This is a genomic window from Halovulum marinum (assembly GCF_009697225.1).
Classification (GTDB): Bacteria; Pseudomonadota; Alphaproteobacteria; order Rhodobacterales; family Rhodobacteraceae; genus Halovulum; species Halovulum marinum.
Map to the genome: position 1 here is coordinate 319,743 of NZ_WIND01000002.1, position 23,515 is coordinate 343,257.

Genomic DNA, 23,515 nt, shown 5'->3' on the forward strand with positions numbered 1-23,515 from the left:
GCGCGGGCCGGTGGTACGCAACACCCGGAGCCGGCGTAGCTCAGCTGGTAGAGCAGCGCTCTTGTAAAGCGAAGGCCGGGGGTTCGAATCCCTCCGCCGGCACCAGGTCCTTTACCTGTCAGATCCTGATTTTCCGTTTCAATCCAGAGGCTTGAAGCCACTCTCGGCGGTCAGTCGCAAAAACCTTGCAAAAAAGTCGGGATTTAATCTTGACGGTTTTCGTCGGATGTCGCATCCATCGGGACGAACGCAACCACCGGACCCGAGGAGTTTATCTTGACCCGTACCGGACTTGCCGCCCTGCTGGCGGCCTCGACCATCCTGACCGCGACCGGCGCCGCCGCCCAGGGCGAGCTGAACGTCTATTCCTCGCGCCATTACGACGCCGACGACCAGCTCTACGCCGCGTTCGAGGAACAGACCGGCATCACCGTCAACCGGATCGAGGCGGACGCGGACGAACTGATCGCCCGGCTGACCGCCGAGGGGCAGAACTCGCCCGCCGACGTGTTCCTGACCGTGGACGTGGGCCGGATCTGGCGCGCCGACGAGGCCGGGCTGCTGCAGCCGGTCGAGTCCGAGGTGCTGGAGGCGCGCATCCCCGCGTATCTGCGGCACCCCGAGAACCGCTGGTTCGGAATCTCGCAGCGCGCGCGGATCATCTTCTACGACCGCGAGGACGTCACCGAGCCGCCGCTGACCTATGCCGAACTGGCCGACGACCGGTTCGAGGGGCAGGTGTGCATCCGCTCGTCCTCGAACATCTACAACCAGTCGCTGCTGGCCGCGATCATCGCGAACGAGGGCGAGGAGGCCGCCACCGAGTGGGCCGCCGGCGTGGTCGAGAACTTCGCCCGCGATCCGCAGGGCGGCGACACCGACCAGCTGCGCGGCATCGTCTCGGGCGAGTGCGACATCGCCGTCGCCAACACCTACTACTTCCTGCGCGCCCTCGAAGGCGGCGTCGACGGCGTCTCGGAGGACATCGCGCGCATCGGCTGGGTGTTCCCGAACCAGTCCACCACCGGCGCGCATGTCAACGTGGCCGCCGCCGGCGTCGCCGCCCATGCGCCGAACAAGGACAACGCGGTGAAGTTTCTGGAGTACCTGGCGACCGACGAGGCGCAGGCCTTCTTCGCCAACCAGAACAACGAGTACGCGGTGGTGCCGGGCATCGCCCTGGCCGAGGTGCCGGCGAAGATGGGCCTGTTCCGGCAGGACGATCTGAACCTGTCGGCGCTGGGCGAGAACCAGCCCAGGGCGCAGCAGATCTTCAACCAGGTCGGTTGGGAGTGATCCCGGCCTGACATTCGGCCGGGGTTGAGGGACCTCTTCGGCCGAAGCTTGCGGGCGCCTCTTCGGGGGCGCCCGTTTTCGTCAGGTGTCCAGCCGGTACTTCAGGAACCGGGCCCCCGCGTGGTCTGTCGCGCCAATCGGGCGCGCACCGATCCGATCCAGCGCCCGCAGCCGCGTACGCGTGGGCGGCAGCAGGAACGTGACGAAGGGGATGCGGTCGTCAGATCGGGCGAATGCCAGCGCCTGCGCCGTGATCCGCAAGCCCAGTCCGAAGCGGTCGGGCCGGAGCACCAGGCCGAAATCCCATTCGTCACCCTCTTTCTGGAAGCCGCCCCAGCCGACATAGTCCTCTCCGTCGAGGAAGGCCCAATGGCCCAGACCGTCCCGCGCCCAACACGTTTCCTTTGCCGCGACGAACTGCGCCACTGTGTCCAGATCCCAGGTGCCGGTCAGCAGCGGCATGTGCTCGGCGACGCGGGGATCGGTCATATGTGTCAGGATCAGGTCCGGCGCTATACGCGACAGGCGCGAGAAGGTGATCGGCGGGGCGGGCATCGGGGACATCCAACGGCGAAACAGACGCCGCATTTGGGCGTCGGGCCGCGCCTTGGTCAAGCGCGCCACCGTCACCATCCCGCGAGCGGCGCTAGATCCCGTGGCTGCGATCGTAGGCGTTGGGGGCCGGAAAGGAATACCCGGCCAGTCGCTCGGCCGGCGGGGTGAAGACCTCGATCCCCAGCGGATAGCAGGCGGCGGTGTCCGACGAATGTTCGGCGCCGCAATCGCCGCCGGGGCAGGCGGACAGGCCGACCAGCAGGTCGATCTCGGCGAAGAACTCCAGGTGATCGCCCGGGCGCACCGGGCTGGCCTTCATGAAGTACTGGTGGGTGTCGGCGGTGAAGCCGGTGCACATGAACACGTTCAGCACGTCGTGCACCAGCGGCTCGACCTCGGCTGCCGGCCGGCCGGTGTGCCGCGCCAGCGCGCGGGTCAGGTTGGAGTGGCAGCAGTGGTGGTAGTCGCCGCCGCTCAGCAGCCGGTTGGTGTAGGGATCGCAGCGGGTGCCGATCACGTCGTGCACCGAGCCGCCGTCGGCGTCGAAGCCGTACCAGTCCAGCGTGTCGTCGGTGATCGTCGCCATCGGCCGCAGCGCCGGGAAGGTCGACCACATCCGGTCGCCGGTCGACAGGTGCGTGCCGTGCAGCGCGCGGGTCTTGCCGGAGTAGAACCGCTCGGACAGATCGTGCGCGTTCCACAGGTTCAGATCGCCGACCTGCGGCCCTTCGACCGAGACGATGCGGAAGAAGCTGCCGCGGGGCACCGCGACGCAAAGCGCCTCGCGCGGGGGCACGGTGTGGCGGCCGGCGGGCGCGGCCGCGGCGCGCAGCGCGCGCAGTGCGTCGAGGTCCGGCGCCGGCAGCGTCTCGACCGGGTAGCAGGTCACCTGCGCTACCGCGCGGCGGGCGGCGGCATCCTCGGGGGCGGGGTGTTGCGGGCGTGTCGGTTTCATCGGCGCTCCGGTCAGACCGAGGTGCTGGCCGCCATCGCCGCCGAGCGGCGGCCGACGGCGTGCCGCGCCAGCGTGCGGCACAGGATCACCACCGGCACCAGGCCGAAGGCGACGATCACCAGCGAGGGCAGGGCGGCCTCCTGCAGGCGCTCGTCGGCGGCGAGGCGGTAGGCCTGCACCGCCAGCGTGTCGAAGTTGAACGGGCGCAGGATCAGCGTCGCCGGCAGTTCCTTCATCACGTCGACGAACACGATCAGCAGCCCGGTGACCATCGAGGTGCGGATCAGCGGCAGGTGCACCCGGCGCACCAGCCCGCCGGGGGTCATGCCCAGCGTGCGCGCCACCGCGTCGATGTTCGGGTTCACCGTGGTGATGCCGGTGTCGAAGGCCGACAGCGCCGCGGCCATGAAGCGGACCATGAACGCCAGCACCATCACCCAGATCGAGCCGGTGAACAGCAGCCCGGTCGAGACGCCGAAGCTCGCGCGCATCCACGCGTCCAGCGCGTTGTCGAGCCCGGCGAAGGGCACCATCAGCCCGACCGCGATCACCCCGCCGGGCACGGCATAGCCCAGCCCCGCGATCAGCGTCATCGCCCGGTTCAGCCGGGTGCGGCGCAGCCGGGCGCGGGTGCCGATCAGCACCGCCGCCGCCATCGTCACCACCGCCGCGACCGAGGCGACCAGCAGCGAGTTGCGGATGAAGCCGAGATAGCGCGCCGAGAGCAGCGACTGCTCGGCGCCGACCGCCATCTCGGCCAGGATCAGCAGCGGCAGCGCGAAGCCGAAGATCACCGGCAGCGCGCAGGCCAGCGTCGCGCCCCAGGCGGCGCCGCCGCGCAGCACCTGCGGCGTCATCACCGCGCCGGCGCGCGGCGGATAGCGCTTGGCGGCGCCGCGCTGCACCCGCTCGATCGTCGCCAGGACCAGCGCCGCGCCCAGCAGGCACAGCGCCAGCTGCGCCGCGGCGGTGCGGTCGCCGAAGGCGAACCAGGCCTGGTAGATGCCGGTGGCGAAGGTCTGCACGCCGAAATGGGCGACGGTGCCGAAATCGGCGATCGTCTCCATCACCGTCAGCAGCACGCCGCCGGCGATCGCCGGGCGCGCCATCGGCAGGCTGACGCGGAAGAACGCGCGCCACGGCCCGTGGCCCAGCACGCGCGCGGCCAGGTAGCCGCCGAAGCTTTGCTGCAGGAAGGCGGCGCGGGCCAGCAGGTAGACGTAAGGATACAGCACCAGCACCAGCATCAGCGCCGCCCCGCCAAGCGAGCGGATCTCGGGGAACCAGTAGTCGCGCGGGCCCCAGCCGGTGACCGCGCGCAGCCAGGTCTGCACCGCGCCGGGATGGTCCAGCAGGTTGGTGTAGGCATAGGCCAGCACATAGGCCGGGAACGCCAGCGGCAGCGCCAGCAGCACCTCGAGCAGCCGCGCGCCGGGAAAGCGGCAGGTCGTGACCAGCCAGGCGGTGCCGGTGCCGATCACGCCGGTGCCGGCGCTGACCATGGCGACCAGCGCCAGCGTGGTCAGGGTGAACCGCGGCAGCACCGTTTCGGCCAGCGAGCGCCAGGCGTCCAGCGTGCCGGTCGCGGCGGCCAGCGCCACCGCCACCACCGGCAGCAGGCACAGCCCGGCGGCAAGCCAGGCGAGGATGGTCAGCAGGCGATCGTTCATCGTCCCTCCGCGCGCGCACGGCGCAGCCGCGCCCCCGAGCCTATAGCGGAACCGGGGGCGGGTGGGAAACCCGGGCGCTGTGCCGCAGGGCGCTCAGCGCGGCCACCACGCCACCCCGGCCGGGGCGATCTCGCGCCCCTGCCAGGTCACGGGGTGGGCGGCGTAGTTGAACGCGAAGCGGTGGCCGGCGGTGTCGCGCAGGCGCAGCCCCTCGGGCAGGTCCTCGGTGGCGATGCCCGCCCCCTCGCACAGCGCGCGCACCATCTGCCCCAGCGCGGCCGCGTCCGGCCAGCCGGCGAGGTAGAACAGCTTGCCCGACGCAACCATCGCCGGGCGCCCGTCGGCGGTCGCCTGCACGACCGCGGCGGACCCGTCCAGATGCTCGAACCAGTGCGCGAAGGCGCCGCCCTGCGCCAGCGGCACCTGCGCGCCCGGCGGCAGGCTCTCGACCCGGTCCACGACCACGTCGAGCCCCGGCAGCGCCGGCGGCAGCGGCACCGGGATCGCGAACTCTTCGGTCTTGGAATTGGTGCGCGGCCCGGCGACCACCGTCGTCTGCCCGGCGGCGATGGCCTGGCGCAGCGCGCCGGGCAGCGTCATCAGCCCCGGCGCGAACACCAGTTTCCACGGCGACAGGTCGGCGGTGCCGGGCGCGATGATATCGACCGACAGCCCGGCCTTGCGCAGCCCGCGGTAGACCGCCAGCGCCAGGCGGAAATAGTCGAAATCCGCGCCCTGCGGCTGGATCTCCCAGGCCCAGGCGGAGGCGTAGTCGAACACCAGCGCCACCGGGGCGCGGGCCGGATCGACCTCGGGCATGTCCGCGATTTCCCGCGCCACCTGTGCCGCTTCGGCCAGCGCCGGGGCCGGGGCGCTGTCGGGGCGCAGCAGGCCGGCGTGCATCTGTTCCTGCGCCATCGGCGCCTGCCGCCAGCGGAAGTAGCTGACCGCCTCGGCGCCGTGGGCGAACGCCTCCCACGCCCACAGCCGCGCCATGCCGGGCAGCGGCGCGGGGTTCCAGGGCGCCCAGTTCACCGGACCGGGCTGCTGTTCCATCACCCACCAGCGGCCGCGGCCGACGCCGCGGTAAAGATCGTGGTGGAACGCCTGCATGTCCGGATCGCCCTGCCGCAGGTAGGCGGCCTTGTGTTCGGGCGTCGCCTCCAGCCGGTCCGACAGGAAACCGAGCGGGTAGCTGTCCCAGCTGGCGATATCCAGGTCCGCGCCGACGGCCCAATGGTCGAACTCGGTGATCCGGCCCATGTAGTTGTGCACCAGCGGCGCGTCCGAGTGCCGGCGCAGGACCTCGGTCTGGGCGCGGTTGAAGCGCACCACCTGGTCCGACGAGAACCGGCGGAAGGCCATGACATGCGCCGGGTTCGGCTCGGTCACGGTCAGGTTGGGCAGCCCGATCTGCTCGAAACTGGCGTAGTCCATCGACCAGAACACGTTGCCCCAGTCGCGGTTCAGTTTGTCGATCGACTGATAGCGCTGCGCCAGCCAGTCGCGGAACGCCGCCCGCGCGGCGGCGGAATAGCTGAGGGTCGTGTCGTGGCAGCCGTATTCGTTGTCGGTCTGCCAGGCGACCAGTCCGGGGTGCCGGCCGTAGCGCTCGGCCATCAGGGTCACGATCCGGCGGCATTCCTGCACATAGCCTGCGTGGCTGAAACAGTAGTGCCGGCGCGAGCCGAAGCCGCGCGGGCGGCCCTGCGCGTCCACCGCCAGCATGTCCGGGTGCCGGTCCAGCATCCAGCGCGGCGGCGTCGCGGTCGGCGTGCCCAGCACCACGCCGACGCCGGCGGCGTGCAGCGTGTCGATCGCGCGGTCCAGCCAGCCCCAGTCGAGCCGGCCCGGTTCCGGCTCCATCCGGGACCAGGCGAATTCGCCGATGCGGGCCCAGGCGATGCCGGTGTCGGCCATGCGGCGGGCATCCTCGGCCCAGATTTCCTCGGGCCAGTGTTCGGGGTAATAGCAGACGCCGAGCTGTCGGTTCATCGCCTCAGCCTTTCACGGCCGCATCGTAGGCGGCGACCATCTCGCGCGCCGTCGCGCCGACCTGCCCGGCGGTCTTTCCGGGCTTGTAGAGCGCGCTGCCCAGACCGAAGCCGTCGGCGCTGGCGGCGATCCAGTCGGCGAAGCTGTCCGGGCCGACGCCGCCGACCATGTAGATCCGGGTGCCTTCGGGCATCACCGCGCGGATCGCCTTCAGCCCCCCGGTGCCCAGCAGCGAGGCGGGAAAGATCTTCAGCCCGTTCGCGCCGGCGTGCAGCGCCGCGAAGCATTCGGTCGGGGTCAGCACGCCGGGAAAGCTTTGCATCCCCAGCGCCCGCGTCGCGGCGATCACCTGCGCATCGGCGTTGGGCGAGACCACCAGCTTGCCGCCCGCCAGCGAGACCTGGGCGACGTCGTCCAGCGTCAGCACCGTGCCGGCGCCGATCAGCGCGCGGCCTTCGAACGCCCGGGCCATGATGCGGATGCTGTCGAACGGCTGCGGAGAGTTCAGCGGCACCTCGATCCGGTCGATGCCGGCGGCGATCAGCGCGGCGGCGACCGGCTCGGCCTCGGCCGGGGTGATGCCGCGCAGGATGGCGATCAGGGGACGGCTCATGGAAATTCTCCTTCAGATCAGGGCGCGGGCCGCGATCAGCCCCGCCAGCGTGATGTCGGTGGTGTCGGGCTGCGCCGCCGCGACGCCCTGCGGGCGCAGCGCCTCGGCATAGGCGCGCGCAAGCCCCGGCGCGCCGATCAGCGCCACCTGCTGGCCCAGCCAGTAGGGCCGCGTGGCGGCCAGCTCCGCGCCGATCAGCAGCCCGGACAGCCGCGCGCGGGCGCGCTCGGGCGGCAGCTCGTGCAGCAGCGTTCCCGCGCGCAGCCCGAACAGCCGTGCGGCCATCATCTCGGGCCGGGCGATGGCCTCGTCCACCGCCTCGGCGAAGGCCTCGTCATCCCAGCCGTCGGCGGCGGTGGTGTGGCGCAGCACCGATTGTTTCGCCAGCAGCGAGAACATCTCGCCGGTCATGAAGGTGCGGAAGCTGACCACCTCGCCGGCGCTGATCTGCACCCACTTGGTGTGGGTGCCGGGCAGGCACAGCACGCCGTCGAAGCCGGGGCTGCGGTGCAGGAAGCCGGCGATCTGGGTCTCCTCGCCGCGCATCACGTCGGCGGGGCGGTCCTGGGCCAGTCCGGCGATGATGCGCACGTCAAGGCGCGGGTCGGCGGCCGGGGCGCTGACCATCGCGCCGTCGACCGGCGTGCACGGCACCCGGCGGTAGGGCGCTTCGGTCCAGCCCTGCCGTGCGCCGACCATGCCGCAGGCGACGACCGGGGTGGGGCCGTCGCCCAGCCAGTCCGAGACCGACTCGAGCAGCGCGGCCTCGAACTGTTCGGGCGCCAGCGCGCCCATGCCCTTGTCCGAGCCGCCGGCGGCCACCGGCCGGTCGCCCTGCATCGCCCAGGCACGCAGGTTCGAGGTGCCCCAATCGACGGCGATCCAGTCGGCGGTCATGGAAAATATCCTTCATGTTCGTCAGGTTGCGCGACGGTGTGAACCTATAGCCTGACCCCGTTGACGGTCCACATCGTGTTCGGAAACGCGTTCGGCAGCTGCAGCCCGGCCTGCATCAGCGCCGTGCCCGACAGGTCCACCGCCTCGCCCTTGGCCAGCGGCGACAGATCCGACCGGTTCAGGGTGGCGGTGACCTCGCCGGGGTTTTCCAGCTGCACGCGGTAGCGCGCCGCCGGGTCCAGCCCCGACAGCCGCAGCGGCCGGGCAAGGATCTGCCGGCTGGCGTCCATCTGCGCGGCGAAAAGCGCGAACTCGCTGCCGTCGCGGGCGACGTGCATCTCGGCGATCACGTCCGGGTCCGCGCTTTCCAGCCGGTGCAGGCGGCCGGTGTGCAGCAGCCCGCGCCGCGCCTTGAAGCGGGCGATGGCGGCGGTCAGCGCCTCGGTTTCCGCGTCCGACAGTTCGGCCAGATCCATCTCGACGCCCATCGCGCGGGTGCCGGCAACGGCGGCGCGGAATTCCATCGGCAAGACGCGGCCCGAGGTGTGGCAGACCCGCGGCCCGACATGAGAGCCGGTGATCTCGGGCGGGAAGAAGCAGGACGCGCCGCGCTGGATCCTGACCCGCTCCAGCGCGTCATTGCTGTCCGAGGCCCAGAACCGGTGGGTCAGCGACAGGATCTCGAAATCCACCCGCCCGCCGCCCGAGGAGCAGCTTTCGATCTCGACGTTCGGGTGATCCGCGCGGATGGCCGCGAACAGGCGCGCGACCGCCGCCGCCTGCGCCGGGTCCGACACCGGCAGCTGCCGGTTATGGTCCCATTTCAGATAGGCGATGTCATAGTCGGACAGGATCCTGCCGATCGCGTCGCGGATGTATTCCGCCGGGCCGGGCTTGCGGAAGTCCAGCACCAGCTGGTTGCGGCCGCGGACCTGGTCCGCCGGGCCCAGCACCCAGTGCGGGTGCGCGCGGTAAAGATCGCTGTCCTCGTTGATCATCTCGGGCTCGACCCAGAGGCCGAACTCCATGCCCTCGGCCTTCACATGGTCGATCAGCGGCGTCAGCCCGTCCGGCCACTTGCGCCGGTCGATGGTCCAGTCGCCCAGGCCGGAGGTGTCGTCGTCGCGCACGCCGAACCAGCCGTCGTCCAGCACGAAACGCTCGACGCCCAGACCGGCGGCCCGGCTCGCCAGCGCCTTCAGCTGGTCGAGCTTGTGGTCGAAATAGACCGCCTCCCAGCAGTTGTAGTGCACCGGGCGCGGCCTGGCCGGGTCCGGGAAGCGCACGACGTGTTGGCGGACATGCTCGTGGAAGCCCTGCGAGACACCGTTCAGCCCGTCGCCCGAGCGGGCGGCGATCAGCGTCAGCTCCGGGAAGTCGGCCGCGTCCGCATCGCTCAGATCGACGCCGAAGCGGATCTGGCGGCGGCCGTCGGGCAGTTCCTCGGCGGCCAGCGTGTGGCCGCCGGAATGCGCCAGCGTCAGGCCCCAGGCCTCGCCGCCGGTTTCGGTCGTGCCGCGGGCGGGGATCAGGATGCCGGGGAAACGCTCGTGGCTGGTGCGCCCGCCGGGGGCGGCGGTGCTGTGCGCGCCTTGGGCCCAGGGGACGCGGTTCATCTGGAACTCGCCGGTCCAGCGGCCGGTGAAGGTGACGATCTCGTCCGAGGCCTGCGGGCCGGGCAGCACCGGCGCCGCCAGTGACACCGGGCGCACACCGTCGCCCGCGATCTTCAGCGTCAGCGCGATGACGCCGCTTTCGGCATAAGGCGTCGCGGTCAGTTTCCAGTCGAGGCCGGTGCCATCATCGCGGAAGCCAAGCACCAGCGCCTCGCCGTCCTGCTCCGAGGCGAAGCGGAATGCGGTGCGCACCGGCACGCCCGCGGCGTCGAAGGCGACCAGCCCCGGCTGCCCCTGGAACTGGCGGCCGCGCTCGGGGGTCAGCGACACCTCGGCGACCTCGTCCAGCATCCCGCCGGCAGGCGCGATGCGTCCGGCGGCGGCGAGCGTGTCGAGGTTCTCGTCGCCGGGCAGGGGCGCGGACCAGTAGACGACCTCGGGCAGGCGGCCGTCGAAACTGGCCAGCACCATGGTCTGCGCCGGCGTGTCAAGCCGCCAGCATCGGATCATTTCACCGCCCCGAGGGTCAGCCCGGCGATGAAGTGGCGCTGCATCAGGAAGAACATCGCCACCGGCGGCAGCGCGGCGACGATGCTGCCGGCGCTCATCAGGTGGTAGGCGGCGCGGTACTGCGCGTTGAAGCTGGTGATGCCGGCGGTGACCGGCTGGCTGTCGGCGCCCTGGGTCAGCACGATCGCCCAGAAATAGTCGTTCCAGATGAAGGTGAAGATCAGCACCGCCAGCGCCGCCAGCGCCGGTTTCATCAGCGGCAGCACGACGTACCAGAAGATCCGGAACTCGCTGACGCCCTCGACCCGGGCGGCCTCGATCAGCTCTTTCGGCAGGGCGCGGATGAAGTTGCGCATGAACAGCGTGCAGAACCCGGTCTGGAAGGCGATGTGGAACAGCACCAGCCCGGTCTTGGTGTCGTAGAGGCCCATGTCCAGCGTCAGCTCGCGCACCGGCACCATCAGGATCTGGAACGGCACGAAGTTGCCCGCCACGAACATGAAGAAGATCCAGATGTTGCCGCGGAAGCCGTAGATCCCCAGCGCGAACCCGGTCATCGACGACAGCGCCACCGCGCCCAGCACCGTCGGCACGGTGATCAGCACCGAGTTCAGCAGATAGCGCGGCATGTCCGAGCCGGCGAACACCAGCCCGTAGTTCTCGATGAAGTTGAACGACGACGGCCAGCCCCAGTAGTTCGCGCTGGCGAAATCGCCGTCGGGCTTGATCGAGAACACGGCCACCGCGATCAGCGGCAGCAGCCACAGGATCAGCGCGAAGGGCAGCAGCGTCTGGTAGGTCAGCTGCCAGGGCCGCGAGGTCTTCGCGATGGGTGTCGGGAACATCAGTTGTCCTCCCGCTGGGGCCGGCCGGCCTGCGCCGTCAAGGGCAGCAAGGCCCGGATCGTGTCATGAGAATGCGTCGGCCGGTGGCGAGGCTCGTCCTTCGGTGCGACCGCGCCGATGCCGGCGGACATCTTGCCGCCGGGCGTCCGGACCTCGCCGCCGCCTTGGCGCCCGGAGACCGGAAAGCCGCCGCGGATCGCGGGGACGGTCGTGCGGAACCGGTGCCCGGCCATCACCGGCCCCTCTCGTCGCGGTACATCTTGGTCAGGAAGAAGGTGATGTAGACCATCATGATCAGGAACAGCACCACCGCGATGGCCGCGCCATAGCCGTAGCGGAAGCCGTATTCGCTGAGCGCCACCTCGAACATGTAGAAGGCCAGCACCCGGCTTTCGCCGAACGGGCCGCCGTTGGTCATGATCGAGATCAGGTCGAACGAGCGCAGCGCGCCGATGATCGTCACCACGAAGGCGATGAAGGTCGCGGGCTTGAGCTGCGGCAGCACCACGTACCACAGCATCCGCGCGCCCTTGGCGCCGTCCAGCCGGCCGGCCTCGATCTGCTCGGGGTCGACCGCGTTCAGCCCGGTCAGGTACAGGATCATGCAGTACGCGGTCTGCGGCCACAGCCCGGCGGCGATGATGCCGTAGGTCACGTAGCGCTCGTCGCCCAGCACGTTGATCGGGCCGGCGCCGAAGGTGCCCAGGATCGTGTTCAGCAGCCCGAAGGTCGGGTCGTAGAACCAGCTGAACACCAGCCCCACGACCACTTGGCTGATCACGAACGGAAAGAAGAACAGCGACTTGTAAAGCCGGATGCCGACCACCGTCTGGTTCAGGAACAGCGCGATGAACAGCCCCGCCGGGATCGCCAGCATGTACAGCACCAGCCAGATCACGTTGTTGCGCAGCGAGGTGTAGAACGCGTCGTCGTAGTAAAGCTCTTCGTAGTTGTAGAGCCCGACGAACGTCTTCTCGCCCAGCCCGTCCCACTGGTAGAACGAGATCTGGAACGACTGGAAGATCGGGAAGATCACGTAGAACAGGAAGAAGATCATCCCCGGCGCCAGGAAGATCCACGGCGCGAGCCGGATCTGGTTGCGGCGCCACCAGCTGCGCGCCACCGCGGGCGGGGCGACGTGGGTGGTGGGAAGCACGGGCTGGGTCATGGGCTGTGGGCTCCGGCTTGGACGGCGGCGGGGCGCAGGGCCGGGGACCATGCGCCGCCAGCGGCGGGACGTGCCGGGGGCGGGCGCGCCGCCCCCGGACCGGGTCAGGTCACCTGTCAGGTCACTTGTAGATCCGGGCGCGGGTGCGCTCGAGCCGGTCGAGGATCCGGTCCAGGTTGTCCGGCTTGACCATGAACTCCTGGAAGCCCTCCATCGCGACCTTGGCCATCTCGGCCGGGAAGTCGCGGTCGAAGAACTGCGCGACGCCGCCGGGGCTGTTCGAGGACAGCATCTCGAAGCCCTGGTTCAGGAACTCGTCGTCGTCGACCGAGGACTGCGCGTTGACCGGCAGCTGGCCCAGGTTCTCGCCGTTGTTGATCCGGGTCTGCACGTCGGGCGAGACCACGAAGCGCAGGAAGGCGCGCGCGGCGTCCTTGTTCGAGGCGTTCGCCGGGATGTGGAAGGTATCGGTCGGCGCGTCCTCGGCCAGTTCCACGTCCGGATTGATCGCCGGGAACTGGTAGAAGTCGAGCTGCTCGTCGGTCAGCCCGGCCTCGCGCAGCGGCGCGACGGCGAAGTTGCCCATCAGATAGGCCGCGGCCTCGCCGTTGACCATGAAGGGCAGCGCCTCCTGCCAGGAATAGGCGGTGTGGTTGTCGATGTACGCGCCCATGTCGATCAGCTCGCGCCAGTTGGCGAAGGTCTGCTTCACGCGCTCGTCGGTCCACGCGATCTCGCCGTTGGCCAGCGCCATGTGGAAGTCGTAGCCGTGGGTGCGCAGGTTCAGGTAGTCGAACCAGCCGCCGGCGGTCCACAGGAACTTGGTGCCGATGGTGAAGCACTTGCGCCCCGAGTCCAGGATCGCCTGGCAGTTCGCCTTGAACGCGTCCCAGGTCTTCGGCTCTTCCAGGCCCAGTTCGTCGTAGATGTCCTCGCGGTAGTACACGCCCCACTGGTAGTAGGTATAGGGCACGCCCCACTGCTTGCCGTCGATGGTCATCGCGCCCTTGGTCGAGGCCAGGTTGTCGGCGATCTCGGGCTCGGCCCACAGGTCCGACACGTCCTCGAACAGACCCGCCTCGACATAGGGCTTCATCCGGTTGGCGGCGTACCAGGTGGCGACGTCGGGCGCGTTCGCGGTCAGGAAGTTGCGGATCTGCGTCTTGTAGGCCTCGCGGTCGATGATCGTGGTCTCGATGTTCAGGTCCGGGTGCTGTTCCTGAAACTGCGCGATCATCTGCTCCATCGTCGCGCGCGGCGCCGGGTTGGAGGTGTCGAGGAAGATCTTCAGATCGCCGCTCAGGCTGTCCTGTCCGAAGGCCGCGCCGGCTGCCAGCGCAAGGGCGGCCGCCCCGGCGAGGGTCGAGGTCAGGGTGTATCGCATCGGTGTTCTCTCTCCCTTGGTTGTTCCATTATTCGGAACTTGGTTTTAGATATTGAAATCTTAACCGCGAATCACCTATGTTTGTCAACAGCCGCACAGATCAAAATCGGGCCGAACGACGGGCCGAACGACGGGCCGAAAGACGTCCCGAAAGACGGGGCGCGCGGGCAGGAGGGTGGAAATGGCGACGGGCGACGGCACGGTCGGAAAGGCGCTGGAGGTTCTGGACAGGGTGGCCGGCTTCGGCCGCCCGGTGCGGTTCTCCGAGCTGCTGGCCGGCAGCCCCTATCCCAAGGCGACGCTGTACCGGCTGCTGCAGACGCTGGTGCACCAGCGGATGCTGACCTACGACGCCGACCGCGCCGCCTATGCGCCGGGCATCCGCCTGGTGCGGCTGGCGCACAACGCCTGGACCCATTCGACGCTGGCGCCGATCGCGCGCCAGCACCTCGACGCGCTGGCCGCCGAGATCGGCGAGACCGTGCACCTGGCGCAGCTGGACCACGCGCAGGTGCTGTACGTCGACAAGCGCAGCTCGGCGGTGCCGGTCGAGATGATCAGCCAGACCGGCAAGGTCGGCCCGGCCTACTGCACCGGCATCGGCAAGGCGATGCTGGCCTTCCTGCCGCTGGACCTGCTGGACTGGGTGCTGTCGCAGCAGTCCTTCCACGCCTTCACCGCCGCCACCATCACCTCGGAGCGGGCGCTGCGCCGCGAGCTGGAGCAGATCCGCGCCGAGGGCCACGCCTTCGACCGCGAGGAGCACGAGCCGGGGATCATCTGCATCGCCGCGCCGATCCTGACCCCCAAGGGCGGGCTGCTGGGCGGGCTGTCGGTGACCTCGACCACCCGGCGCCGCGATCTCGACGACCTGGCGCCGCTGGCGCCGCGGCTGAAGGCGACCGCCGTCCGGATCGCCGCCGATGCCGAAAGCTGGCACTTTCCGGACCAGACCCCGAAACCCCTGCCCGGCCGGACCGGGACCTGACGGAGAACGAAAGCATGACCGGAGTGACCCTGAACAAGGTCATCAAGCGCTATGGCGACACCCAGGTGATCCACGGCATCGACCTGGACATCGCGGACGGCGAGTTCTGCGTCTTCGTCGGCCCCTCGGGCTGCGGCAAGTCCACGCTGCTGCGCATGGTCGCCGGGCTGGAGGAGACCACCGACGGGCGCGTCAGCATCGGCGCCCGCGACGTCACCCACGAGGACCCGGCCGAGCGCGGCGTGGCGATGGTGTTCCAGACCTACGCGCTGTACCCGCACATGACGGTCGAGGAGAACATGGGCTTCGGGCTGAAGATGAACGGCCACCCGAAGGCCGAGATCAGGCAGAAGGTCGGCGAGGCCAGCCGGATCCTGAAGCTGGACGACTACCTCGGGCGCAAGCCCAAGGCGCTGTCCGGCGGCCAGCGCCAGCGCGTCGCCATCGGCCGCGCCATCGTCCGCGGCCCCGAGGTGTTCCTGTTCGACGAGCCGCTGTCCAACCTCGACGCCGAGCTGCGCGTCGAGATGCGGGTCGAGATCGCGCGCCTGCACAAGGAGATCGGCGCGACGATGATCTACGTCACCCACGACCAGGTCGAGGCGATGACCCTGGCCGACAAGATCGTGGTGCTGCGCGCCGGCCGGATCGAGCAGGTGGGCGCGCCGCTGCAGCTTTACAGCGACCCGGACAACCGCTTCGTCGCCGGCTTCATCGGCAGCCCGTCGATGAACTTCCTGAACGCCACCGTCGAGGCCGGCCAGCTGCGCGTGCCCGGGCTGGGCGACGCGCTGCTGCCGACCGGCGTGGCGTTGCCCGGCGACGGCGCCAGGGTCGTTGTCGGCGTGCGCCCGCAACACCTGACGGTCGATCCCGCCGGCGACAGCCACGCGGTGGACATCACCGAGGCGCTGGGCGGCGTGTCCTACGTCTATCTCGACGCCGCCACCGGCGAGCGGCTGATCGTCGAGGCGCACGAGGACCAGCCGACCGCCACCGGCGGCCGCGTCGGGCTCGGCCTCGATCCGGCCCGGGTCATGGTGTTCGACGCCGAAACCGAGGCGCGGCTGCGCTGAGCGGTGCGTCGCACCGGCCGCCGCGGACGCTGATCGTCCTGGCCCATCCGGAGCCGCGCGCGTTTACCGCGGCCTGGGCCGGGGCGACGGCGGCCGCCTGCCGCGCGCTGGGGCAGGGGGTGACGGTCTCGGATCTCTACGCCGCCGGGTTCGATCCGGCCGAGCGCGCGGCGCACTACCCCGGCCGGGCGGGGCGGTTCGACGTCATGGCCGAGCAGGACCGCGCCGCCGCCGAGGGGCGGCTGCCCGGCGACGTCGCCGCCGAGCTGGCCCGGATCGCCGCCGCCGACCGGGTGATCTTCCACTTCCCGCTGTGGTGGTTCGCGCCGCCGGCGATGCTGAAGGGCTGGTGCGAACGGGTGCTGGTGCACGGCGTCGCCCACGCCAGTCGCCGCCGCTTCGACACCGGCCCGTACCGCGGCAAGACCGCGCTGTTCTGCGTCACCACCGGCGCCAGCGCCGCCGAATCCGGCCCCGACGGGCGCGAAGGCGACAGCCGGCTGCTGCTCTGGCCGCTGGCGCAGACGCTGCGCTACTGCGGCTTCGCGGTGAAGCGGCCGGTGCTGGTGCACGGCGTGCACGGTTTTCACCGCGGCGCGGCGCGCGCGGCGCTGGAGGCCCGGCTGGAACGGGTGCTGCGCGACCAGCAGGCGGTGATCGCCGGCTTCGAGGCGCGGCCGGCGCTGCGCTTCAACGCCGACGCCGAGTTCGACGCCGACGGCCGGCTGCGCCGGGGGGCCGAAAGCGTGACCCCGTTCATCCGCCACCGCTGAGCCGTCCCGACGCCGCGGATTTTCCTGCGCACGGCAAGACCTTGCCTGTTTCCGAACGCGCCGCGCTGCGTTACCAAGGCGGGACCGAACTCAACAGCACGGCCGCCGCTTGCCCACACCCGACGACATCTCGCGCCTGATCGCCCGCGTCGCGCTTGCCGACCGGCCGGCCTTCGATTCGCTTTATGCCCACACCTCGGCGAAACTTTTCGGCGTCGTGCTCCGTCTCTTGAATGACCGGGCCGAGGCGGAGGACGCGCTGCAGGAGGTGTTCGTGAAGGTGTGGCAGCGCGCGGACCGGTACACGGTTTCGGGGGCAAGCCCGATGTCCTGGCTGATCGCGATCGCGCGCAACCATGCCATCGACCGGCTGCGGGCGCGGCGCGGGCCGGCGGCGCCGATCGACGTCGCCGCCGAGATCGCCGACCCGGCGCCGTCGCCCGAGGCCGCGACCGTCGCCGCCTCCGAGCGCGGCCGGATCGAGAACTGCCTCGGCCGGCTCGATACCTACCGCGCCTGGGCGGTGCGGGCGGCCTATCTTGAGGGGCACTCGTACCGGCAGATCGCGGATCGACTGGATGTGCCGCTGAACACGGTACGGACCTGGCTGCGCCGCAGCCTTCTGAAGCTGAGACAGTGTCTGGAAGAATGAGCGAACCGACGTCATATCCCGGTCCCGAGGACGACGACGCCCTGGCGGCGGAGTACGTCCTGGGCGTGCTCGGCGCCGAGGAGCGCGCGGCGGTGGCGGCGCGCGCGGCGCGCGAGGCCGGCTTCGCCGCGCGGATCGCGGCGTGGGAGGGGCATCTGGCCGGCCTGGACCGGCACTTCGCCGAGGTCGCGCCGCCGGCGTCGGTGAAGCGGGCGCTGGACCGCCGGCTGTTCGCCGACGCCGCGCCGCGCTCCGGGCCGCTGTCGCGGCTGCTGAACAGCCTGGCGCTGTGGCGGCTCGGCACGCTGGCGGCGGTCGCCGCGCTGGTGCTGGTGCTGGCCACCGACCTGCGCCGGCCGCAGGAGCTGACGCTGGTGCTGAGCCTGGACAGCGCCGACACCGCCTACGGCTTCGTCGCGCTCTACCGGCCCGGTGCGGGCGGGGTCGAGGTGGTGCAGACCGGCGGCGGCGCGCCCGACGACGGCGATCTGGAACTGTGGGTGTTCGACGCCGCCGGCGCGCCGCTGTCGCTGGGCGTGGTCGACGGCACCACGCCGCCCGATCCGGGGGCGCTGGGCGCGCTTGTCGATGGCGCCGACGTCGCGGTGACGCTCGAGCCGCCGGGCGGCTCGCGCGGGCGCGGCCCGCAGGGGCCGGTGGTGGCGACCGGGCGGGTGATCGGGCTGTAGGTCCGGTGTCGCGGTGCCCGCGGCGGCGCGGGCAGGGCGCCCCGCTGCCCGCGCTGGCCCCTGGCGGCCGGAGGTTGCGTGCGCCGGGTCGCGACGCGTTGCAGACGGAACGGGCCCCGCGAAGGGGGCCCGTCGGTCGCTGTCTGGATTTGCCGTTGTCTGGATTTGCCGCTGTCTGGATTTGCCGTTGTCGGGATTTGCCGTAGTCGGGATTCGCCGTAGTCGGGATTGGTCGCGGCGCGGGCCGGGCTCAGCGCCCCGAGGCCACCACGTCGGTCTGATCGCGCAGATAGTCCTGGCGCGCCTCGATCGAGGCGATCACCGTCGGGTCCGCGCACTTGTCGCGCAGGAACGCGAACTCGTGGCGCGCGCGTTCGGGCAGGGCGGCCTGCACCGGGCGGGTGTCGCCGCCGCCGGTCAGGTTCACCCCCGCGGCCGAGCCGGAGCGCGGCGCAAGGATCGGCCCGCCGCCGATGCCGCCGCCGCCCGAGCGCGACACCGTGCCCGAGGCGCCGGCGTAGAACCGGGGCAGCCCGGTCGGGTTGACCATCGGGCGCGCGGTCTCGGTCGCGGCGGTGTCCTCTTCCTCGCCCTCGAGCGGGAAGCCGACGCCCAAGTCGGACCCGGGAACGAAATCTTCGGCATCCGGCGAGACGCGCGCGTTCAGCGTCGCTTCGCTGCCATCATAGCCCGAGCCGCCGAAGCTGTCGGCGTCCTGGATCGAAACCACGATGTCGTTGCTGCTTTTCCTGGAGCTGTCGCCGATCAGCGCCATCACCGGCACCGCCATCATCACCACCGCCGCGACGGCGACCAGCCATTCGGTCGAGGAAGCACCCTTTTCGTCCGCACCGAACGTGCCGAGCGACTCGCGAACCGACGCAACATGCTTACCACCGACCATTACCATTAACCTTTTATTCACGCGGGCCGACTTGGCCCAAACCCTGCACTCGCATGTAATAATACCTCAACCCTACCAAGAAGTTAATCCCGGAGAAAACGCTATCCCGCCAGGAAAATCGTAGAAAAAAGAGTGAATTCAAGACGTTGAGAATGTGGCGAGAAAAAGTCGCTTTTACATTCATTTGTTCATAACTGACGAGGTATCGCACGATGGAATTAACAGAATCGTGAGAACCGTCACAAGGCTCGGCGCCGAGGGGCTGTGCGCCGCGCCGTCGGCGGCGGCCCGCCGACGATTTGAAGCCGGCGCCGGCGAGGCACAGGTAGGGGAGGCCGACGGGCGGTGCGCCGCCCGAAATCCACCTCGGGACAAAGGGATTGTCCATGACCTGCAAGAAGACCATCACCCGCTTCGCCGCCGCGACCGCTGCCGCGCTGACCCTCGGCGCCGCGCTGCCGGCCGCCGCCCAGACCGGTGCCGAGACCGGCGCCGAGACCGGCACCCAGACCCTGCCCGGAACCGCGGCCGACCCGATGGCGCCGCCGCCGGCGCCGGAGACCTCGGCCAAGCCGGCCGCGCCGCTGCCCGGTGCGGCGCAACCCGACGCCAGCGCGGCGTTCTCCGACGAGAAGCTGGAAGCCTTCGTGTCCGCCGTCTCGGACGTGCGCGACATCGGCTTCGACTACTCGGCGCAGCTTGAGGCGGTCGAGGACGAGGCCGAGCGCAGCGCGCTGATCGCCGAGGCCGAGACCGCGATGGTCGCGGCGATCGAGGGAACCCCGAACCTGACCGTCGAGGAATACCAGCAGATCGGCGTCCGCGCGCAGCAGGACGAGGCGCTGGGCCAGCGCATCGCCGCGATCATCTCGGAGGCGCCGGCGCAGTGACGCCGCGCCCGGGGGGCCGGCGCGCCGGCCCCCCGGCAGACCGCAGCCGTGCCACGGGCCGGAAGGCGGGCGGCTGGTTCCGGGATCGCGGCGCTGGCCTTCGCCGGCGGGCATGGTATCCATGGGCGCAAACCCGGAGCCCAGCCGTGCCCGCGACCGCAGACCCGACAGCATCCCCGGAAGAACACCGGTACCTGACCACCCGCGAGGTCGCCGAGCTGCTGCGGGTGAAGGAGCGCAAGGTGTACGATCTGGCGGCGGCGGGCGAGATCCCGCACGTGCGGCTGATCGGCAAGCTGCTGTTCCCGGCGGACCAGATCCGCGCCTGGATCGGCGGCGGCGGCGCCGCGGCCGAGCGGCCGGCGGTGCTGGCCGGCTCGCACGATCCGCTGCTGGACTGGGCGGTGCGCGAATCCGGCTGTGGGCTGGCGACGCTGTTCGAGGGCAGCGGCGGCGGGCTCGACCGCTTCGCCGCCGCCGAGGCGGCGCTGACCGGGCTGCACATCCCCGAGGACGGCGGCTGGAACGTCGCCACGGTCGCCGCGCGCGCGCCAGGCGGCTGCGTGCTGCTGGGCTGGGCGCGGCGCAGCCAGGGGCTGATCCTGGCGCCGGGGCTGGACGGGCAGGTCGCCGGGATCGCCGACCTGAAGGGCCGCCGGGTGATCCTGCGCCAGCCCGGCGCCGGCGCGCGGGCGCTGTTCGACCGGCTGGCCGGCGACGCCGGGCTGGAGGGCGCCGAGTGCCTGGCCCGCCCGGCGCGCACCGAAACCGATGCCGCGCAGGCCGTCGCCGCGGGCGAGGCCGACGCCGCGCTGGGCCTGCGCGCGGCGGCGCTGCCCTACCGCCTGGGGTTCGTGCCGCTGGTCGAGGAGCGGTTCGACCTGCTGGTCGACCGCCGCGCCTATTTCACCCCGCCGGTGCAGGCGCTGCTGGCGTTCGCGCGCTCGGGCGCGTTCCGCGACAAGGCGGCGGCGATGGGCGGCTACGACCTGGCGCCGCTGGGCGCGGTTCGCTGGCTGTCGCCCTGAGGCCGCCGGCCGCGGCTCAGCCGGTGCTGGCGTCGTCCGGTTTCGCGGCGTTGGGGAAGAACAGCTGCCGGCCGTCGATCCGGTAGCCGGCGATCGCGGCCTGGCCCTCGGCCGAGATCACCCAGTCGACGAAGACGCGGGCGGCCTCGGCCCTGACGTTCGGATGCGCCTCCGGGTTCACCGCGATGATGCCGTACTGGTTGAACATCTGCGGATCGCCCTCGACCGCGATCCGGTAGTCGCCCTTGTTGCCGAAGCTGATCCAGGTGGCGCGGTCGGTCATCACGTAGGCGCCCATGCCGGTGCCCGCGTTCAGCGTCGCGCCCATGCCCGAGCCGGTCTCGCGGTACCAGCCGCCCGAGGCGGCGGCGACGTCGATCCCGGCCTGCTGCCACAGCCGCAGCTCGGCCTTGTTGGTGCCGCTGTCGTCGCCGCGCGAGACGAACGGCGCCCCGGCCGCGGCGATCTGCGCCAGCGCGGCGACGGCGTCGGTCATGCCGGCGACGCCGGCCGGGTCGGCGGGCGGGCCGACGATGACGAAATCATTGTACATCACGTCGTGGCGCGCGACGCCGTGGCCGGCGGCGACGAACGCCTCCTCGGCCGGCCGGGCGTGCACGAACAGCACGTCGCCGTCGCCGTTCTCGGCGTTGCGGATCGCCTGGCCGGTGCCGACCGCGACCACCCGCACCTCGATCCCGGTCTTGGCGGTGAACAGCGGCAGGATGTGGTCGAACAGCCCCGAGTTCTGCGTCGAGGTGGTGGACTGCACCACGATGAAGGGGGCGTCCTGGGCGGCGCCGGGCGTGGCCAGCGCGGCGGCGGCCAGCGCGGCGAGGGCAAGGAACGGACGTCTGAACATCGAGGATCTCCCGGATATGAAAGCGTGCGGCCCGCTCAGGGGCCGAGGTGCAGCCGCCCCTCGAGCCAGGCGCGCGCGGCCTCGGAGCGGGGACGGCTCAGGACCTGCGCCGCCGGGCCGTGCTCGGCGACGCGGCCGGCGTGCAGGAACACGATGTCGTCGGCCAGCCGGCGCGCCTGGCCGGCGTCGTGGGTGACCAGCGCGACGGTGACGCCGTCGGCGTGGGCGGCGTCGACCGCCTGCTCGATCAGCGCGGTCGAGGCCGGGTCCAGGCTGGCGGTGGGCTCGTCCAGCAGCAGCAGCTCGGGCCGGCACGCCAGCGCCCGCGCGATCGCCAGCCGCTGCTGCTCGCCGCCCGACAGCACCCGCGCCGGGCGGTGCGCCAGCGCCGTCAGCCGGGCCTGCTCCAGCGCCGCCTCGGCGCGGGCGCGGCGCGCGCACCGGGGCACGCCCCGCACCGCCAGCGCGAAGCGCAGGTTCGCCAGCACCGAGCGGCGCAGCATCACCGGCGTCTGGAACACCAGCGCCTGCCGCGCCCGCGCCCGGCGGTCCAGCGGCGCGCCACGCCACAGCACCGTGCCCGAGGTCGGGCGGATCAGCCCGTGCATCAGCCGCAGCAGCAGGCTCTTGCCGCTGCCGTTCGCGCCCATGACCACGGTGCGCCGGCCGGCGGCGAAGCTGCAGCTCACGCCGTCGAGCAGCGCCTGCCCGTCGGCGCGCAGCGTCAGGTCGCGCGCCTCGGCCAGCGGCACCGGCGTCAGGCCCCGGCGGAGCAGGGGCGCGCCGCAGAACGGCTCGTCTGCGTGCATCCGGACCTCACGCATAGGCCGCCCTCACCGCCGAGGCGCGCAGCGCCATCACCGCCGCGTTCACCGTCAGCGCCAGCGCCAGCAGCACCACGCCCAGGGCCAGCGCCAGTTCCAGGTTACCCTTCGAGGTCTCCAGCGCGATCGTCGTGGTCATCACCCGGGTGACGTGGTTGATGTTGCCGCCGACGATGATCACCGCGCCGACCTCGGCCACCGCCCGGCCGAAGCCGGCCAGCACCACCGTCAGCAGCGAATAGCGCGCGTCCCACAGCAGCGCCGCGACCCGGTGCGCCGGGCCGACGCCCAGCGAGGCGAACTGCTCGGCGTATTCGCCGTGCAGGTCCTCGACCACCTGCCGGGTCAGCGCGGCGATGATCGGCGTGACCAGCACGGTCTGCGCCACGATCATCGCCGCCGGGGTGTACAGCAGCCCCAGCACCCCCAGCGGCCCGGACGCGGACAGGCTGAGGTAGACCAGCAGCCCGACGACCACCGGCGGCAGCCCCATCAGCGCGTTCATCAGCACCACCACCGCGGCGCGGCCGGGAAAGCGGAACGCGCCCGCGACCGCACCCAGCGGCAGCCCGAGCACGCAGCCCAGCGCCACCGCCGACAGCGTCACCCGCAGCGACAGGCCGATGATCTCGACCAGGTCCGGATCGCCCGAGAGGATCAGCGCCAGCGCCTGCCCGAGAACCTCCGCGAAGCCGTCCATGCTTGCATTCCTTCCGGCATTTCGGAAATAATGCACAAGAACGCAGCGGAATCCAAGCCCGGAGCGGCTTCGGAGTCCCTCGCCGGAGGTGTCGCCATGTCCCGGCCGCCAGACGACGGCATCCGCCCGCAGGAGGTCGCGGTGACCGCGCCGCCGCCCGGCGACGCGGCGCTGCGCTTCATCGGCCGAATCCGCACGCCGTGGACGGCGCGCGCCGACTGTCCGCGCCAGGGCCGGGCGGACGGGCCCGAATGCCGGATCGAGCTGTTCGCGCCCTGGGACCGGGCGCTGGCCGGGCTCGGGGCGCACGCCCGCATCGAGGTGCTGTACTGGCTGGACTGGGCGCGGCGCGATCTGGTGCTGCAGCACCCGCGAGGCGACGGCCGGCTGTTCGGCGCCTTCGCGCTGCGCTCGCCGGTGCGGCCGAACCCGATCGGCACCGCCGAGGTGGCGCTGCTGGCCGTCGAGGGCGCTGTGCTGCGGGTGCGCGGGCTCGACTGCCTCGACGGCACGCCGCTGCTGGACCTCAAGCCGGCGCGCGCCGGCTTCACCCCCGAGGCGCCGCCGAAACCGGGCGTTGCGGGCTGAGCGGCGCGAAAAACCCGGCCCCCGACCGCGTGCCGCG

Annotated in this window: 24 protein-coding genes and 1 tRNA gene; 10 read left to right on the forward strand and 15 right to left on the reverse strand. The window is 71.3% G+C overall.

Translation table 11 applies throughout. The annotated features are described in order from the left end of the window. The first annotated feature begins 29 nt into the window (after window positions 1-29). Window positions 30-105, forward strand: a tRNA-Thr gene (locus GE300_RS04545). Between the two features lie 168 nt (window positions 106-273). Continuing rightward, window positions 274-1,296 carry an extracellular solute-binding protein gene (locus GE300_RS04550; RefSeq protein ID WP_325063120.1) on the forward strand — a complete coding sequence of 341 codons (1,023 nt, stop codon included), beginning with the start codon at window positions 274-276 and terminating at the stop codon, window positions 1,294-1,296. A gap of 81 nt (window positions 1,297-1,377) precedes the next feature. Here the strand turns inward: GE300_RS04550 and GE300_RS04555 are convergent, their stop codons facing one another. The 11 genes from GE300_RS04555 to GE300_RS04605 all read right to left on the reverse strand — a co-directional run bounded on the left by GE300_RS04555 (window position 1,378) and on the right by GE300_RS04605 (window position 13,504). Then, window positions 1,378-1,851 (reverse strand): GNAT family N-acetyltransferase, encoded by a 474-nt coding sequence (locus tag GE300_RS04555; RefSeq protein ID WP_154445578.1) that lies wholly within the window; start codon window positions 1,849-1,851, stop codon window positions 1,378-1,380. Window positions 1,852-1,942: 91 nt separating this feature from the next. Further along, complete coding sequence (locus tag GE300_RS04560; RefSeq protein ID WP_154445327.1) at window positions 1,943-2,806, reverse strand: urea carboxylase-associated family protein; 864 nt, start codon at window positions 2,804-2,806, stop codon at window positions 1,943-1,945. 11 nt (window positions 2,807-2,817) lie between these two features. Further along, a complete protein-coding gene (locus GE300_RS04565) occupies window positions 2,818-4,476 on the reverse strand; it encodes an ABC transporter permease (protein ID WP_154445329.1) in 1,659 nt (552 codons plus the stop codon). Window positions 4,477-4,569: 93 nt separating this feature from the next. After that, complete coding sequence (locus GE300_RS04570; protein ID WP_154445331.1) at window positions 4,570-6,471, reverse strand: beta-galactosidase; 1,902 nt, start codon at window positions 6,469-6,471, stop codon at window positions 4,570-4,572. A 4-nt stretch (window positions 6,472-6,475) separates the two neighbouring features. After that, entirely contained in the window at window positions 6,476-7,084 is a 609-nt protein-coding gene (locus GE300_RS04575) for a 2-dehydro-3-deoxy-6-phosphogalactonate aldolase (RefSeq protein WP_154445333.1), read from the reverse strand. Between the two features lie 12 nt (window positions 7,085-7,096). After that, a complete protein-coding gene (locus GE300_RS04580; RefSeq protein WP_154445335.1) occupies window positions 7,097-7,981 on the reverse strand; it encodes a 2-dehydro-3-deoxygalactonokinase in 885 nt (294 codons plus the stop codon). A 44-nt stretch (window positions 7,982-8,025) separates the two neighbouring features. After that, complete coding sequence (locus tag GE300_RS04585; protein ID WP_154445337.1) at window positions 8,026-10,107, reverse strand: alpha-galactosidase; 2,082 nt, start codon at window positions 10,105-10,107, stop codon at window positions 8,026-8,028. Then, window positions 10,104-10,952, reverse strand: a complete 849-nt coding sequence (locus tag GE300_RS04590; protein WP_154445339.1) for a carbohydrate ABC transporter permease — start codon at window positions 10,950-10,952, stop codon at window positions 10,104-10,106. The genes GE300_RS04585 and GE300_RS04590 overlap by 4 nt, the downstream gene beginning before the upstream one ends. After that, the gene (locus GE300_RS04595; protein ID WP_154445341.1) at window positions 10,952-11,185 is read right to left on the reverse strand and encodes a hypothetical protein; all 234 of its coding nucleotides are present in this window, start codon (window positions 11,183-11,185) and stop codon (window positions 10,952-10,954) included. The genes GE300_RS04590 and GE300_RS04595 overlap by 1 nt, the downstream gene beginning before the upstream one ends. Next, window positions 11,185-12,120, reverse strand: a complete 936-nt coding sequence (locus tag GE300_RS04600) for a carbohydrate ABC transporter permease (protein WP_154445343.1) — start codon at window positions 12,118-12,120, stop codon at window positions 11,185-11,187. The genes GE300_RS04595 and GE300_RS04600 overlap by 1 nt, the downstream gene beginning before the upstream one ends. Before the next feature lie 121 nt (window positions 12,121-12,241). Further along, window positions 12,242-13,504: an ABC transporter substrate-binding protein gene (locus GE300_RS04605; RefSeq protein WP_154445345.1), complete on the reverse strand. Its 1,263-nt coding sequence runs from the start codon at window positions 13,502-13,504 to the stop codon at window positions 12,242-12,244. Between the two features lie 181 nt (window positions 13,505-13,685). Here GE300_RS04605 and GE300_RS04610 point away from each other — a divergent pair, with 181 nt between their 5' ends. From GE300_RS04610 to GE300_RS04630, 5 genes are all read left to right on the forward strand, one after another. After that, window positions 13,686-14,492 carry an IclR family transcriptional regulator gene (locus GE300_RS04610; protein ID WP_154445347.1) on the forward strand — a complete coding sequence of 269 codons (807 nt, stop codon included), beginning with the start codon at window positions 13,686-13,688 and terminating at the stop codon, window positions 14,490-14,492. 14 nt (window positions 14,493-14,506) lie between these two features. After that, window positions 14,507-15,568: an ABC transporter ATP-binding protein gene (locus GE300_RS04615; protein ID WP_154445349.1), complete on the forward strand. Its 1,062-nt coding sequence runs from the start codon at window positions 14,507-14,509 to the stop codon at window positions 15,566-15,568. Between the two features lie 32 nt (window positions 15,569-15,600). Next, window positions 15,601-16,341, forward strand: coding sequence for an NAD(P)H-dependent oxidoreductase (locus GE300_RS04620; protein ID WP_325063121.1), 741 nt, complete (start codon window positions 15,601-15,603; stop codon window positions 16,339-16,341). Between the two features lie 109 nt (window positions 16,342-16,450). Continuing rightward, window positions 16,451-16,993, forward strand: coding sequence for a sigma-70 family RNA polymerase sigma factor (locus tag GE300_RS04625; protein ID WP_154445351.1), 543 nt, complete (start codon window positions 16,451-16,453; stop codon window positions 16,991-16,993). After that, window positions 16,990-17,682, forward strand: coding sequence for an anti-sigma factor (locus tag GE300_RS04630; RefSeq protein ID WP_154445353.1), 693 nt, complete (start codon window positions 16,990-16,992; stop codon window positions 17,680-17,682). Before GE300_RS04625 ends, GE300_RS04630 begins: the two co-directional genes overlap by 4 nt. Before the next feature lie 250 nt (window positions 17,683-17,932). On the opposite strand, the gene GE300_RS04635 is transcribed toward GE300_RS04630, so the two are convergent. Beyond that, entirely contained in the window at window positions 17,933-18,586 is a 654-nt protein-coding gene (locus GE300_RS04635) for a hypothetical protein (RefSeq protein ID WP_154445354.1), read from the reverse strand. Window positions 18,587-18,972: 386 nt separating this feature from the next. Here GE300_RS04635 and GE300_RS04640 point away from each other — a divergent pair, with 386 nt between their 5' ends. After that, window positions 18,973-19,476 carry a DUF4168 domain-containing protein gene (locus tag GE300_RS04640; RefSeq protein ID WP_154445356.1) on the forward strand — a complete coding sequence of 168 codons (504 nt, stop codon included), beginning with the start codon at window positions 18,973-18,975 and terminating at the stop codon, window positions 19,474-19,476. A gap of 146 nt (window positions 19,477-19,622) precedes the next feature. Next, window positions 19,623-20,504: a helix-turn-helix transcriptional regulator gene (locus GE300_RS04645; RefSeq protein WP_325063101.1), complete on the forward strand. Its 882-nt coding sequence runs from the start codon at window positions 19,623-19,625 to the stop codon at window positions 20,502-20,504. A gap of 16 nt (window positions 20,505-20,520) precedes the next feature. Here GE300_RS04645 and GE300_RS04650 read toward each other — a convergent pair whose 3' ends face one another. From GE300_RS04650 to GE300_RS04660, 3 genes are read right to left on the reverse strand one after another with little or no spacing between them, the layout of a single operon-like run. After that, a complete protein-coding gene (locus GE300_RS04650) occupies window positions 20,521-21,366 on the reverse strand; it encodes a substrate-binding domain-containing protein (protein WP_154445358.1) in 846 nt (281 codons plus the stop codon). Window positions 21,367-21,401: 35 nt separating this feature from the next. Continuing rightward, entirely contained in the window at window positions 21,402-22,175 is a 774-nt protein-coding gene (locus GE300_RS04655) for an ATP-binding cassette domain-containing protein (RefSeq protein ID WP_154445360.1), read from the reverse strand. A 7-nt stretch (window positions 22,176-22,182) separates the two neighbouring features. Next, a complete protein-coding gene (locus GE300_RS04660; RefSeq protein WP_154445362.1) occupies window positions 22,183-22,890 on the reverse strand; it encodes an ABC transporter permease in 708 nt (235 codons plus the stop codon). 96 nt (window positions 22,891-22,986) lie between these two features. Between GE300_RS04660 and tsaA the strand changes: the two genes are divergently transcribed. Beyond that, window positions 22,987-23,478, forward strand: coding sequence for a tRNA (N6-threonylcarbamoyladenosine(37)-N6)-methyltransferase TrmO (gene tsaA / locus GE300_RS04665; protein WP_154445364.1), 492 nt, complete (start codon window positions 22,987-22,989; stop codon window positions 23,476-23,478). The last annotated feature ends 37 nt before the right edge of the window (window positions 23,479-23,515 follow it).